The sequence below is a fragment of the Bradyrhizobium sp. OK095 genome, from assembly GCF_900109945.1.
Taxonomy (GTDB): Bacteria; Pseudomonadota; Alphaproteobacteria; order Rhizobiales; family Xanthobacteraceae; genus Bradyrhizobium.
In genome coordinates this window covers 349,547-362,200 of record NZ_FOBX01000004.1, presented here as the reverse complement: position 1 = coordinate 362,200, position 12,654 = coordinate 349,547, and the positions used below count along the sequence as shown (strand labels likewise).

Sequence of the window (12,654 nt, the reverse complement as noted above, 5' to 3'; positions counted from 1 at the left end):
CGGTTTCAGTTGGCGAAGAGTTGGGAGTTTGCGCGCCGGCCCTTCTCGGAGAGCAGGGCTCGTGCTGCGCGCTCGGCCTCACGTGCCGAGCGGAACTGGCGGCCTTCGAGGCTGTCGAACAGGCGCTCGGACGAGAAGAAGCGGAAGCCGCGCTCATTTCGCGTGATGATGCCGGCGGCGCGATCGTGGATTTCGATAATGTAGGCGTTCGATTGGGCTTGGGACATGACTGCTCATTCGCCGGGATTTCGGCGTTCCGGTCGTAAGATTTGTGCTGTGGGAGGTTGTTAGGAGGCGGTCAGCAACAACAACAGGCGCCGGTTGCCGCCGAGAAACAGCGCCGCGTCATGCAAGCATGCATGTCGTTCCGATTGCGCTGGTGATCAATTCTCATATTGCGGCTTCGTCTCGATGAGCAGTTTCGATGCTCCGAATATCGAGCGATTGGCGCGACTGGTCAATGAAATGGCTATCCATATTTGAAGGCCGCGCGCCCGGGCGTTTCTCCTGCCGCAAGCGCAGACAGTCGGATTCATCTCGCGATGAGTTCAACACCGCTGCACGGCCAACGTGATAGGCTTCCAGCAACTACAAAGCAGGCAAATCGGGAGGTCCAGAGATGACGGATGATCTGAAGGGGCGCATTGCGCTCGTGACCGGCGGCTCGCGCGGGATCGGTGCTGCCGTCTGTCGCGCGCTCGCCGCATCGGGCGCGGCCGTGGCGATCAACTGCCGCGAGCAGATCGGACAAGCCGAGCGGGTGGCGGGCGAAATCGTCAAACAGGGCGGCCGCGCCATCGTCGTCGCCGCCGATGTCTCACAGGGCGAGGCTGTCGCGAACATGGTCGAGCGTGTCACGGCCGGGCTCGGTCCCATCGACATCCTCGTCAACAATGCCGGCATCGCGATCACGCGCGGCGTCGACGATCTCACCGAGGACGATTTCGATCGCACCATCCTGGTCAATTTGAAATCCGCGTTCCTGTGCACGCAGGCGGTGCTGCCATCGATGCGATCAAGGAAGTGGGGCCGGATCGTCAACATCTCCTCCGGTGCCGCGCGCGGTGCCGGCTCGATCGGGCCGCACTACAATGCGTCGAAGGCCGGCATGGAGGGTCTCACGCGCGGTTATGCGGCGCGGCTGGCCAAGGAAGGCATCACCGTCAACGCCGTGGCGCCGTCGCTGATCGAGACCGACATGATGAGCGGCCAGCCCCAGCTCGTCAGCCGCATTCCGCTCGGCCGCTTCGGCACGGCGGATGAGGTGGCGAAAGCCGTGATGCTGCTGGTCGACAATGCCTATATGACCGGCCAGACGATCGCGCTGAGCGGTGGGATGGCGTTTAACTAGATCAAGCTGCCGTCGCGACGTTGCGCAACATCTCCTGGAGCCGCGATTCGACCTTCGCGACATTACCGTGAACGCGTAGCTTGTAGCGGCTGACCGCATCGCGATCGACCGCAAAGAACGCCTTCTCCGGATAGGTGCGGCCGAAAATGTCGATCAACATGCTGCGGAACTTGCCCGACACGATCTCCGTGTCGCCCGCCGGCTGTTCGCTATAGGCAACCGTCTCGGCCGACGTCAGCGCGCAGAGCAAGGGGTGCAGCCGGCTCGAGAACACCTTCTTGTGCCGCTGGATGTCCTGAATGACGCGGTCGAGCGGGAGATTTTTCAAAATCTCGTCGCCGACGTTGAGCTGCTCGTCGACGACAGGTGTCGCCATCGGAAACTGATCGATCAGCCAGTCGCCGAGATGCTCGACATTGGAGCGTCCGCGACCGTACATCAGGACATCGTCCTCGTAGCGCGCAAACCAGGTGTCGAGCCGGTCGATCAGCCGGTCAAGCTTGGCGCGCGAGATGAGCTCGCGGTATTGCGTTCCAAAAATGCCGACCTTTGCCTTGCCGCGCGCCAACACCTTCATGAGATCGTCGGTGAGCAGCGGCTCGTAGATGCTGTTGCCGATGCCGAGCACGATCAGATCGTAGGCATCGCGCGCGCGGTCCAGTGTCCGGAAGGTCAGATGATCGACCAGGGCATCTCCCGGCAGCAGCGAGTTGATCATGTGATAGCCGAGCCGGTCGCCGAAATTACCGACATCGTTGTAGGAGATGACCGCGACCTTGCTCGGGTTGACCTGGGGCATGCGATCCACGGGCGTGAGGCGCATCAGGATCTGGAGCTGATCGACCGGCATCGTCGCAGTAATCTGGAACCCGTGACGATCGAACAGCTTGGCCAGTCCGAGAAAGCTGAAATGGGTCAGCCAACCCAGGGACAGCCGGTCCACCGAGCCCGTCAGGTCGGTCGCGCAATAGCTGAGCACGACGTCCCGCTTGGCTGCGCGCAGATGCGCGAAGAATGCGTCGGAGTCGGGAATGTATTCGAGGACGCCGAGCAGCGTGATGATGTCCGCATCGGTCGCGGCCTCAGCCGGGAACTCACCCGCGTTGAAGTCGCAGACGACCGTATCGGCCTCCCGCGCGACCAGGTCGCAGCCCCGATAGCTGGCGCCGGGCGGCAGGAAGCGGCGCAACGACATCTTGCCACAGCCGAGGTCGAGGACGCGGGCACCCGCGGGGATGAACTGCGCGGCGAGCTCAGCCCGAGCGTCCCAGGCGGCCTCGAGTGACGCCGGATCCGACCAGCGTGTCACGTCCGTCTTTCGCACCTGCGCTTGCGCGCGGTCTTTGCGAACCATCGCCGGCTCCACGGTTGATGAAGGCTGTACCGGCCTACGGCGCCGAATCGCCGGCTGCGATGTAACCATCCGGCCGAATCAGGGTCAATCACGGCCGATAACGGGTGGCCCGACAGCCAGCCGCCGGGGGGACCGCTGGCCAGAATCCTTGACCTGACCTAGATTCCCGTCCGATGATTCCTCACAAGCATCGACCCGGCAGCCCGCTGGCACAACAACAGATCGCGGATCTGCTCGGCCGCGGCATGGCATTGCATCAGGCTGGCAACCTGCCCCAGGCGCGCGACACCTATCGCTACGCGCTGACGATCGATCCGCGGCAGCCCGACGCGCTGCATCTGCTGGGCGTCAGCTTCCTGGCCGAACACCCCGGCGAGGCGGAGCAGCTGATACGGCAGGCGATCGCGACGAGCCCGCGCAACCCGCTCTATCTCGCCAATCTGGGTGTCGCGCTCCGCAACCAGCGCAAATTCGACGACGCGCTCGCGATGTTCGACAAGGCCTTGCGCCGCAAATCCGACTATTGGGAAGCGCATTTTCATCGTGCCTTGACCCTGCTCGCGATGGAACGGCCAGAGGAGGCGCTGACAGCGCTCGGCCGCGCCATCGCGCACAATCACGACTATGTCGGCGCCCTGAAATATCGGGCCGATATCCTCTCCGATCTCAATCGCTTCGAAGCTGCGCTGGCGGACTATGACCGCCTGATCAAGATCGCGCCCGGTCATGCAGCCGCGCTGAACAATCGCGGCATCGTGCTGCTCCGGCTGATGCGGACCGAGGCGGCGCTTGCCGATTTCGACGCGGCCATCGCGCTCGAACCTGAATCACCCGAGATAGCGAACAGCCGCGGCTCGGCGCTACGCGCGGCAGGACGGCTTGACGAAGCCCTGGCGTCGTTTGATCGCGCGGCTGCGCTGAAGCCGGACTATGTCGACGCCATCGTCAATCGTGGCAGCGTGCTGCAGGACCTCGCCCGCTACGACGAGGCCCTGGCGAGCTATGCGCAGGGCCAGCAGATGAATCCCGATCACGCGCTGGCCCACTGGAACGATGCGACGCTGCGCCTGCTGACCGGCGATCTCGCCCGGGGCTTCGTGGAGGCGGAATGGCAGAGGAAGGTCGCCGCGCTCGGCCTCGTCGCGCCGAACTTCGCGCAGCCGCTGTGGCTCGGCGAGAACTCCCTCGAAGGCAAGACCATCCTGGTCCATGCCGATCTCGGCTTCGGCGACACCATTCACTTCGCCCGCTACATTCCGATGCTGGCCGCGCGTGGCGCGCGCGTGATCGCAAGGGTGCAAGCCGCGCTGCGACATCTGATCAGCACGATGGATGGCGTGGCGTTGTGCATCGACAAGAACGCTCCGCTGCCCGACTTCGACGTGCACTGTCCGCTGTCCAGCCTGCCGCTGGCCTTCGGTACCACGCTGGAGAGCATTCCTTCGGCCATTCCCTACCTGGCCGCGCCGAACCTGCCGGACGTGTGGCGCGAGCGCCTCGGTACCGACGAGAGGCCGAAGATCGGCCTCGTCTGGTCCGGCAACGCGACGCACACCAACGACCGGAACCGCTCGATCCGCGCCGAGCTGCTCGCGCCGCTGCTTGCGCGCAATGCCGTCTTCGTCGGCCTGCAGACGGAAGTTCGCCAGAGCGACAGAGCGGCGCTGGGCGAGCGGAGCAATCTCGTCCTGGCCGGACAATTCTTTGACGATTTCACCGACACGGCTGCGGTGGTGGCGGCGCTCGATCTCGTCATTACGGTGGATACCAGCACGGCCCACCTCGCCGGCGCGCTCGGGCGTCCGGTCTGGCTGCTGCTTCCTCACGTGCCGGATTGGCGCTGGCTGCTCGATCGCGAGGACAGCCCGTGGTATCCGACCGCCCGCCTGTTCCGTCAGGACGCGGCGCGCGACTGGAGCGCGGTAATCGCGCGCGTCGACCGTGCCCTGGTCGAGGAATTCCCTACCACATCGTAGCGGCCGCACGTTCCGGCCAGATGCGGTCATATTCCGCGCCGCCGACCTTGTTCTCGCTCATCTCGGCGAGGATCTGGCCGGGTGTCGGCAAGGTCTTCGGATCGATGCGCTTGTCCGGATTCCAGAGATCGGAGCGGACGATGGCGCGCGCGCACTGGAAGTAGATTTCCTCGACGTTCATCACCATCACGCTGCGCGGCGCTTTGCCCTCGACCTTGAACGAGGCGAGCAGCTCGGCATCGACGGAAAGATGGGCGCGGCCGTTGGCCCGCACGGCGTTGCCGGAGCCGGGGATCAAGAACATCAGCGACACCCTGGGATCGCGCACGATGTTGCGCAGGGAATCAACCCGATTGTTGCCGCGGCGGTCCGGCAGCATCAGCGTCCTGGGATCGTGAATGCGGACGAAGCCGGGGAGATCGCCGCGCGGCGAGCAGTCGATGCCCTCGGGCCCGATGGTGGCGAGCGCGGCAAACGGCGCCTTCTCGATGAAGATGCGGTAGAGCGGCGTGACATGGTCGGCGACTTTCACGGTCGAGGCGTCATTGGTGGCGCCGTAGATGGCTTCGAGCTGTTCGACCGTTTCAATCACGGACATTCCGTTCTCCTCATTGTGCTGGCCGCTCCTCGTGCCAGCATTCATTCCTGATCACGCGCAACAGGTGGCGGCTGTGATAGTCCGCACTGCCCGCATTGAGGATGGTGACGTCGGCATGGGCCGACGCGTCGTTGACGCTGCGTGTGAGCCGATCGGCGATATTGCCGTCACTGTGCCGGGCGCGAGCGGCTAGCCGCTGCGCCAGCACGTCCGGCGGCGCCGTGATCGCGACCACGATGACATTGGCATAGGCCTGGCGCAGCGCACCGATCACCGTGCGCGAGACATTCGCGACGACCGCGCGGCCGACGCGGATATCGTCGTTGATCTCGAGCGGCAGGGCATAGGAATGGCCGTGCGCCTCCCAATACACGGCGAAATCGCCGTGCTCGCGCGCGCGGCGAAAGTCGTCGGGACTCATCGCCATATTATCCTCGTCGGCAGAGGATTCGCGCGTCACGACACGGCGCGGGAAGACGACGTTGTGATCATCGATGCAGGCCGCTTGCGCGAGCCGCAACAGCGTGTCCTTGCCGGCACCGCTCGGACCGACCACTAGCACGAGCCGGCCGGGTCCGATCCGGCCCGCCGTGTCCTGTGCCATGGCCTCAGTCTCGCTCATGCGACCCGGTTTCCTTCGCGCCAGACGCTGCGAACCACGGGAACGCTGCCCGCCACATGCACGCGGATCAGATCAGCGCGCTTGCCGGTCGCGACCTCGCCGCGGTCGGTGAGGCCAACCGCCTTGGCCGGCGCTTTCGTCACGGTGCGAACCGCAGCGGGAAGGCTGATCGCCGGCACGTGGTCGGGCAATTGCAGCGCGGCCATCAGCAGGCTTGACGGGATGTAGTCCGACGACAGGATGTCGAGCAGGCCTTCACGGGCGAGGTCGACCGCGGCGATGTTGCCGGAGTGCGAGCCGCCGCGCACGACGTTCGGCGCGCCCATCAGAATGCCGATGCCGGCCTGGTGCAGGCCGCGCGCCGCCTCCAGCGTCGTTGGAAACTCCGCCACCGAAACGCCGTCGCGCACGGCGTCCGCGACGTTCTCCTCGGTGGTGTCGTCGTGGCTCGCGAGCGGGATTTTGTGCGACTGCGCCAGCGCTACGATCTCGCGCATGTTGGTCGCAGCATAAAGCTTCTGATACTCGAAACGCTTTGCGAACAGCTCATCGAGCTCGGCGTCGGTCTTGCCGCCACCCTTGCCGCGATAGTAGTCGCGCAGCTTGACTTCATCGCGGAACTGACGTTGGCCGGGCGTGTGATCCATCAGCGACATCAAGCGGACGTCAGGACGGTCGATCAGCTCCTTGGCTTCCTCGACCACGCTCGGCATCGGGATTTCGCAGCGCAGATGCAGGAAGTGATCGGCGCGCAGCAGGTCGGCATCGCGCGCGGTCGTGATCGCGGCGGCGAGCGTGCCGGCACGACCATCGACTTCCTCGGCGCCGTCATCACGCCAGACCCGAAGCGAATCGAACACGGTGGTGATGCCAGACGTCGCAAGCTGGCCGTCATAGGAGATGACGGCGGCAACCGGATTCCAGAACACTTTTGGGCGCGGCACGCAATGCGCTTCGAGATGGTCGGTGTGCAGCTCGATCAGGCCCGGCATGATGAGGTCGCCGCCGGCATCCTCTGCGCCGGCAGGTGCCCTGCCCTCGCCGATCTCGGCAATGCGCCCATCGGCAAGAGCGAGCCAGCCCTGCTCGATCACCCTATCGGCCAGCACGATCCTGGCATTGGCGATCACGGTGTCCTTTGGCTTGGCGTTCATGTCCCTCTTCCTTCAGGCGGCGGCGGCAAAGCTGGTGACGTCGACGATGCGATCGGCAATCAGATGGCGGATTTCGTCGTCGTGGACAATGGCAACCATGGCGACGCCCTGGCGTTTCTTCTCGGCGACCAGCGCGACGACGACGGCACGGTTGGCGGCATCGAGCGAAGCGGTCGGCTCGTCGAGCAGCAGGATCGGCAGATCCGAGATGAAGCCGCGCGCGATGTTGACGCGCTGCTGCTCGCCGCCGGAGAAGGTCGCGGGCGGAAGCTGCCAGAGCCGCTCGGGGATGTTGAGGCGGTGCAGCAGCTCACCGGCGCGGGCCTGCGCGTCGGCTCGGGCCATGCCGTTGACGATCAGCGGCTCGGCGACGACGTCGATCGTGGCGACCCGTGGTACCGCGCGCAAAAACTGGCTGACATAGCCAATGGTCGCGCGACGCACGTTGAGGACCTGCCGCGGCTCGGCGGTGGCGAGATCGATCAGCGTGTCGCGATGGCGGATACCGATGCGACCGGAATCGCAGCGGTAATTGCCAAAAATCATCTTCAGGATCGACGATTTGCCGGCGCCTGATGGCCCCGACAGCACGACGCATTCGCCAGGATTGACGTGGAAGGTCACGCCGCTGACGACGGGCAATTCGATGCCGCCTTGCAGGTGCATCGTAAAGGTCTTCTTGGCGTCGGCAATGTCGATCATGGCGGTCATCGGAAGCCTCATGCCGGCAGAATCGAGGAGACGAGGAGTTGGGTATAGGGCTCGCGCGGATCGTCGAGCACCTGGTCGGTGAGACCGGTCTCGATGACGCGGCCGCCCTTCATCACCATCACGCGGTGCGACAACAGCCGCGCGACCGCGAGGTCGTGGGTGACGATGATGACGGCAAGGTTCAGCTCGGCAACGAGGCTGCGCAGGAGATCGAGCAGGCGCGCCTGCACGGACACGTCGAGACCGCCGGTCGGCTCATCCATGAACACCAGCCGCGGCTCGGTGACGAGGTTGCGCGCGATCTGGAGACGCTGGCGCATGCCGCCGGAATAAGTGCGCGGTGCGTCGTCGATGCGCGCTGTGTCGATCTCGACGCGGGTGAGCCAGTCGGACGCGGTGTCGCGGATACGGCCATAGTGATTCCAGCCCACCGCCATCAGCCGCTCGCCGACATTGGCGCCGGCCGAAACCGCCATGCGCAGGCCCTGGGCGGGATCCTGATGTACAAAGCCCCAATCGGTACGGAACAGGAAGCGCCGCTCGGCCTCGCCCAGCGTGGCAAGATCGCGGGTGACACCATCGCGCATCCGGTACGACACATGTCCACCACTGGCCGCGAGTTGGCCCGACAGCAGCTGGAGCAGCGTCGACTTGCCCGAGCCGGATTCGCCGACGATTGCCAGCACCTCGCCGGAATAGAGCGAGAACGACACGTCGCGGCACGCGGCGATGCGGCCGAACGACTTGCTGAGAGAGTCTGCGACCAGCAGCGGCTGGTCGTTTTCAAGAGCATCAGCCATGTGAGCCCGCCTTCTCCTTGTACGGCGCGGCGCTGAGGCTGCCGTGATGGCCGGCGGCCTGGCGGCCCTCGCAATAATCGGTGTCGGAACAGACGAACATGCGGCCGCCCTTGTCGTCGGTCACGATCTCGTCGAGATAGGAGTTCTCGGCGGCGCACAACGCACATGGCGCGTTGAAGCGATAGGGCTCGAAGGGGTGATCCTCGAAATCGAGCGATACAACTTTCGTGTAGGGCGGGATCGCGTAGATGCGCTTCTCGCGACCAGCGCCGAACAATTGCAGCGCAGGACTATGGTCCATCTTGGGATTGTCGAATTTCGGCGTCGGCGACGGGTCCATCACGTAGCGCGCGTTCACCTTCACCGGATAGGCGTAGGCCGTCGCGATGTGGCCGAATCGGGCGATGTCCTCGTAGAGCTTGACGTGCATCAGGCCGTATTCGGCCAGCGCGTGCATGCGCCGCGTCTCAGTCTCGCGCGGCTCGAGGAACCGCAACGGTTCTGGAATCGGCACCTGATAGACCAGCACCTGGTTTGCGTGCAGCGCCGTCTCCGGAATACGGTGACGAGTCTGGATCACGGTCGCCTCTTCCGTCGCCGTCGTCGTGGCGACACCGGCGGTCTTGGCGAAGAACTTTCGAATCGAGATCGCGTTGGTGGTGTCGTCAGAACCCTGGTCGATCACCTTCAGCACGTCCTGCGGCCCGAGGATCGCCGCCGTGACCTGCACGCCGCCGGTGCCCCAGCCATAGGGCATCGGCATTTCGCGGCTGGCGAACGGCACCTGATAGCCCGGGATCGCGATCGCCTTCAGGATCGCGCGGCGGATCATTCGCTTGGTCTGCTCGTCGAGATAGGCAAAATTGTAGGCCGGCGCGTTCATTCCGCGGCCTCCTTCATGGTATCAGGCGCATTGGCCTCGGCAAATGCTTCAGCGAATTCCTGGCGCAGCTTGCGCAACAGGCCGAGTTCGGACTGGAAGTCGACATAGTGCGGCAGCTTCAGATGCTCGACGAAGCCGGTCGCCTGGACGTTGTCCGAATGCGACATCACGAATTCTTCATCTTGCGCGGGGGCGAGTGCCTCCTCGCCCAGCTCGCGCGCGCGCAACGCGCGATCGACCAGCGCCATCGACATGGTCTTGCGCTCACTCTGGCCGAAGGCGAGGCCATAGCCGCGGGTGAAGCACGGCGCTTCCGTCGCAGACCCCTTGAACTGGTTGACCATCTGGCACTCGGTGAGCTCGATGGAGCCGAGCGGCACGGCGAAGCCGACGTCCTCCGCAGAGAACTCGACCTCGACCTCGCCGAAGCGGATCTCGCCGACGAAGGGGTGATTACGGCCATAGCCGCGCTGGGTGGAGTAGCCCATCGCCAACAGAAAACCTTCGTCACCGCGCGCGAGATTTTGCAGGCGCAGGTCGCGATCGGCCGGGAAGTTCAGCGGCTCGCGGGTGAGATCACCGACACTGGCGCCATCTTCGGCTTGCGGCGAAGATTCGATCAGCCCGTCGCGGCCCAAAATGTCGGTGACGCGCGGCGTTGGTGCCGTCGAGGCTTCCGCTGTCGCCGGCACTTCCGGCACAAAACCTTCGGCGAGCGAGGGATCGAGCAGGCGATGCGTATAATCGAAGGTCGGCCCGAGGATCTGGCCGCCGGGAATGTCCTTGAAGGTCGCCGACACCCGCCGCAGCACCCGCATGGCGCCGGTGTCGACCGGCTCGCTCGCGCCGAAGCGCGGCAGGGTGGCGCGGAAGGCGCGAACCAGGAAGATCGCCTCGATCAGGTCGCCGCGCGCCTGCTTGATGGCGAGCGCCGCGAGCTCGCGGTCGTAGAGCGAGCCTTCGCTCATGACGCGGTCGACGGCGAGGCCGAGCTGCTCCGATATCTGGTCGAGGGAAACTTCCGCAACGCTTCTGTCGCCGCGCCGCGTATCGGCAAGCAGGCGATGGGCGTTCTCGATGGCGCGTTCGCCGCCTTTGACTGCGACATACATGCTTCAGCTTTCCTTGCTCTCGACGCGCGTGGTGCGGGGGATCGCAACCACGGCATCATCGGCGACCAGCACCAGATCGATGCCGCGTGGAAACAGCGTCTCGTTCATCCGCAGGCGCTCGAACAGGTCGAAAGGCCTGATCGATGCCTGAAGCATCGTGACACCGTCGATGCCGGGGCCGCGCAGCTCAAAGCTGCGTCCCGTGTCCAGGCCGTCGACCTGAAGGATCACCGTAGTCGACCGATCCGGATATTCGTTGGTGCCGAGTGCGAAACGCTCGAGCGAGGGAAGCGTCGCGCCGTCGCTGATCAGCGCGAAACTCGCGATCGAGGAATCCTGCACCACCGGCGCGCCGGTGTGGAATTTCAGCCATTTTGTCACGTCGGAACTTTCCGACATGCGCGCGTCGAGCCAGAGCGGCGTGTCGTGATCGAACAGCGTCAGCGCGATCGCGGCGGTACCGCGCATCATCGTAGCAGGCGCCCCGGCCATCGGCACGATGCGCTGGACCGAGCCCGGCCGCGCCATCGCGTCCATGACCGAGCGAAAGGTCGATTGCGCCGACAGAACCTTGTCGACGAACCCCGGCGGCAATTCAGCAATCGTGGTCATGGCCTCACCCCTCACCGCGCACCATGGTGTAGAAATCAACCTTCGTCGCAGCGGTCTCTTCCGCCGCCTGCTTGCGCCGAAGCATAAGCTGCTCGCGCAACGGTGCGATAACGTCCCGCTCGACCGATGCGCCAAAATCCCGCGACTGGACCAGCGCATCGCACAGCGCAATCAGCCGCGCCTTCTCGCCGTCGCGCCCTAGCGTGTAGCCGAAGCCGACCTCGCCGCTCGCAAGCCGGATCGCGGCGCGCGACACCGTTGCTTCGCCGAGGTTGAACGGTGCGCCATCGCCGCCGACCCGGCCGCGCAGCATGACGAGGCCGCTTTCCGGTTCGCGCATATCCTGATGGGCCGGAAGGGCCAAGTTGCGGAGGCGAGCGGCGATCTCGCCCGCCTCCGCATGCGCCAGCACGGCCATCGCGGCCTTGCGCTGGGCTTGCTGGTTGTTTTGCTGCGTCACCTGATCCACCGCACTTTTCGACACAACTTGCCGAATCCAAGTTGTCTATGATACTAGACAACTTCATACGGAAGCGCCATGACTGTTTCGTGACATGGGTGTGATTTCTGGGCTAGGCTGACCGGCAACATGAGCATGCAGGACACCGCCTCTTCCGGCGTAGCGCTATGGCGCCTCGTTGCCGACGGCATCGAGCGCGGCATTGCCGACGGCCGCTTTGCGGCCGGCGACAAATTGCCGGGCGAGATGGAGATCGCCGAAACCTACCGGGTCAACCGCCATACCGTGCGGCGCGCGCTGGCTGCCCTCGCCGAACGCGGCATCGTGCGCGCCGAACGCGGCAGCGGAACCTATGTCGAGGCGCAGAAGCTCGCCTATCCATTGCGCTCGCGCACACGCTTCTCCGAGATCGTCGGTGCGGACGGCCGCGAACCCCATGGCCGCCTGATCGAGGCGTCCGATGATGTCGCCACCCGCGAACTGGCGCGGGAGCTCGGCTTGAAGACCGGCGTCCCCCTGGTGCGGATCGAAGCGATACGGCTTGCCGACCGTACGCCGATCTGCGTCTCCACCACCTGGCTGTCGGCCGAACTGTTCCCAGGCGCGGGCGAGGTTTTCGCCGCGACGCGCTCAATGACAAAATTGCTCGAACATTACGGCGTGCGCGACTACCGCCGCGGCGCGACCCGGATCACCGCCGGCATCGTGGATGCGACCGATGCCGCGCGGCTCGATCTGCCGCTCGGACGGCCTATCCTGGTCGTGGATGCGACAGATCACGATCTCGGCGGCAAGCCGCTGGTGACGAAGCATTCGCGGTTCGCCGCGGAGCGGGTGGAGTTTTTGGTGGAGAACGGGTGAAGCACGGCCTCTTCCCCTCTCCCCTTGTGGGAGAGGGTGGCTCGTCGCAAAGCGACGAGACGGGTGAGGGGTTGTCTCCGCGAGCCTCACTCTGAGTTCAGTTCGCGGACAGAACCTCTCCTCCGGCGCTTCGCGCCACCTTCTCCCACAAGGGGAGAAG

The 12,654-nt window shown here is 65.0% G+C and carries 14 protein-coding genes; 3 read left to right on the top strand and 11 right to left on the bottom strand.

Annotated features, from left to right (window positions below; genetic code table 11):
• Positions 1-5: 5 nt before the first annotated feature.
• A complete protein-coding gene (locus BMW89_RS13725) occupies positions 6-227 on the bottom strand; it encodes a hypothetical protein (RefSeq protein WP_092027082.1) in 222 nt (73 codons plus the stop codon).
• Positions 228-619: 392 nt separating this feature from the next.
• Here BMW89_RS13725 and BMW89_RS13715 point away from each other — a divergent pair, with 392 nt between their 5' ends.
• Positions 620-1,351: an SDR family NAD(P)-dependent oxidoreductase gene (locus BMW89_RS13715; RefSeq protein ID WP_092027080.1), complete on the top strand. Its 732-nt coding sequence runs from the start codon at positions 620-622 to the stop codon at positions 1,349-1,351.
• A 1-nt stretch (position 1,352) separates the two neighbouring features.
• Here the strand turns inward: BMW89_RS13715 and BMW89_RS13710 are convergent, their stop codons facing one another.
• Entirely contained in the window at positions 1,353-2,705 is a 1,353-nt protein-coding gene (locus BMW89_RS13710) for a class I SAM-dependent methyltransferase (RefSeq protein ID WP_177196036.1), read from the bottom strand.
• A gap of 173 nt (positions 2,706-2,878) precedes the next feature.
• Here BMW89_RS13710 and BMW89_RS13705 point away from each other — a divergent pair, with 173 nt between their 5' ends.
• On the top strand, positions 2,879-4,681 hold the full coding sequence (locus tag BMW89_RS13705; RefSeq protein WP_092027076.1) for a tetratricopeptide repeat protein: 1,803 nt from the start codon (positions 2,879-2,881) through the stop codon (positions 4,679-4,681).
• Here BMW89_RS13705 and BMW89_RS13700 read toward each other — a convergent pair.
• Genes BMW89_RS13700 through phnG form a run of 9 tightly spaced genes read right to left on the bottom strand, consistent with a single transcriptional unit; the run spans position 4,668 to position 11,642 of the window.
• A complete protein-coding gene (locus tag BMW89_RS13700) occupies positions 4,668-5,279 on the bottom strand; it encodes a pyridoxamine 5'-phosphate oxidase family protein (RefSeq protein ID WP_092027074.1) in 612 nt (203 codons plus the stop codon). The two genes, BMW89_RS13705 and BMW89_RS13700, sit on opposite strands and share 14 nt — an antisense overlap.
• 10 nt (positions 5,280-5,289) lie before the next feature.
• Complete coding sequence (gene phnN / locus BMW89_RS13695) at positions 5,290-5,901, bottom strand: phosphonate metabolism protein/1,5-bisphosphokinase (PRPP-forming) PhnN (protein WP_092027072.1); 612 nt, start codon at positions 5,899-5,901, stop codon at positions 5,290-5,292.
• Complete coding sequence (locus BMW89_RS13690) at positions 5,898-7,055, bottom strand: alpha-D-ribose 1-methylphosphonate 5-triphosphate diphosphatase (RefSeq protein ID WP_092027071.1); 1,158 nt, start codon at positions 7,053-7,055, stop codon at positions 5,898-5,900. Before BMW89_RS13690 ends, phnN begins: the two co-directional genes overlap by 4 nt.
• Before the next feature lie 12 nt (positions 7,056-7,067).
• Positions 7,068-7,766: a phosphonate C-P lyase system protein PhnL gene (gene phnL / locus BMW89_RS13685; RefSeq protein WP_177196035.1), complete on the bottom strand. Its 699-nt coding sequence runs from the start codon at positions 7,764-7,766 to the stop codon at positions 7,068-7,070.
• An 8-nt stretch (positions 7,767-7,774) separates the two neighbouring features.
• On the bottom strand, positions 7,775-8,566 hold the full coding sequence (gene phnK, locus BMW89_RS13680; RefSeq protein ID WP_092027068.1) for a phosphonate C-P lyase system protein PhnK: 792 nt from the start codon (positions 8,564-8,566) through the stop codon (positions 7,775-7,777).
• Positions 8,559-9,449: an alpha-D-ribose 1-methylphosphonate 5-phosphate C-P-lyase PhnJ gene (locus BMW89_RS13675; protein ID WP_092027066.1), complete on the bottom strand. Its 891-nt coding sequence runs from the start codon at positions 9,447-9,449 to the stop codon at positions 8,559-8,561. Before BMW89_RS13675 ends, phnK begins: the two co-directional genes overlap by 8 nt.
• Positions 9,446-10,561: a carbon-phosphorus lyase complex subunit gene (locus BMW89_RS13670; RefSeq protein WP_092027065.1), complete on the bottom strand. Its 1,116-nt coding sequence runs from the start codon at positions 10,559-10,561 to the stop codon at positions 9,446-9,448. The genes BMW89_RS13675 and BMW89_RS13670 overlap by 4 nt, the downstream gene beginning before the upstream one ends.
• 3 nt (positions 10,562-10,564) lie before the next feature.
• Positions 10,565-11,173 (bottom strand): phosphonate C-P lyase system protein PhnH, encoded by a 609-nt coding sequence (phnH, locus tag BMW89_RS13665; RefSeq protein ID WP_177196034.1) that lies wholly within the window; start codon positions 11,171-11,173, stop codon positions 10,565-10,567.
• A 4-nt stretch (positions 11,174-11,177) separates the two neighbouring features.
• Positions 11,178-11,642: a phosphonate C-P lyase system protein PhnG gene (gene phnG / locus BMW89_RS13660; RefSeq protein ID WP_092027061.1), complete on the bottom strand. Its 465-nt coding sequence runs from the start codon at positions 11,640-11,642 to the stop codon at positions 11,178-11,180.
• Positions 11,643-11,762: 120 nt separating this feature from the next.
• On the opposite strand from phnG, the gene phnF reads away from it, so the two are divergent.
• Positions 11,763-12,494 carry a phosphonate metabolism transcriptional regulator PhnF gene (phnF, locus tag BMW89_RS13655; protein ID WP_092027059.1) on the top strand — a complete coding sequence of 244 codons (732 nt, stop codon included), beginning with the start codon at positions 11,763-11,765 and terminating at the stop codon, positions 12,492-12,494.
• The last annotated feature ends 160 nt before the right edge of the window (positions 12,495-12,654 follow it).

Excerpts from the sequence above, each read along its gene's own strand:
- BMW89_RS13700 (WP_092027074.1), bottom strand. The coding sequence starts at position 5,279 with ATGTCCGTGATTGAAACGGTCGAACAGCTCGAAGCCATCTACGGCGCC.
- BMW89_RS13725 (WP_092027082.1), bottom strand. The coding sequence starts at position 227 with ATGTCCCAAGCCCAATCGAACGCCTACATTATCGAAATCCACGATCGC.
- BMW89_RS13710 (WP_177196036.1), bottom strand. The coding sequence starts at position 2,705 with ATGGTTCGCAAAGACCGCGCGCAAGCGCAGGTGCGAAAGACGGACGTG.
- phnL (WP_177196035.1), bottom strand. The coding sequence starts at position 7,766 with ATGACCGCCATGATCGACATTGCCGACGCCAAGAAGACCTTTACGATG.
- phnH (WP_177196034.1), bottom strand. The coding sequence starts at position 11,173 with ATGACCACGATTGCTGAATTGCCGCCGGGGTTCGTCGACAAGGTTCTG.
- phnN (WP_092027072.1), bottom strand. The coding sequence starts at position 5,901 with ATGAGCGAGACTGAGGCCATGGCACAGGACACGGCGGGCCGGATCGGA.
- BMW89_RS13715 (WP_092027080.1), top strand. The coding sequence starts at position 620 with ATGACGGATGATCTGAAGGGGCGCATTGCGCTCGTGACCGGCGGCTCG.
- BMW89_RS13675 (WP_092027066.1), bottom strand. The coding sequence starts at position 9,449 with ATGAACGCGCCGGCCTACAATTTTGCCTATCTCGACGAGCAGACCAAG.
- BMW89_RS13705 (WP_092027076.1), top strand. The coding sequence starts at position 2,879 with ATGATTCCTCACAAGCATCGACCCGGCAGCCCGCTGGCACAACAACAG.
- phnF (WP_092027059.1), top strand. The coding sequence starts at position 11,763 with ATGAGCATGCAGGACACCGCCTCTTCCGGCGTAGCGCTATGGCGCCTC.
- phnK (WP_092027068.1), bottom strand. The coding sequence starts at position 8,566 with ATGGCTGATGCTCTTGAAAACGACCAGCCGCTGCTGGTCGCAGACTCT.
- BMW89_RS13670 (WP_092027065.1), bottom strand. The coding sequence starts at position 10,561 with ATGTATGTCGCAGTCAAAGGCGGCGAACGCGCCATCGAGAACGCCCAT.
- BMW89_RS13690 (WP_092027071.1), bottom strand. The coding sequence starts at position 7,055 with ATGAACGCCAAGCCAAAGGACACCGTGATCGCCAATGCCAGGATCGTG.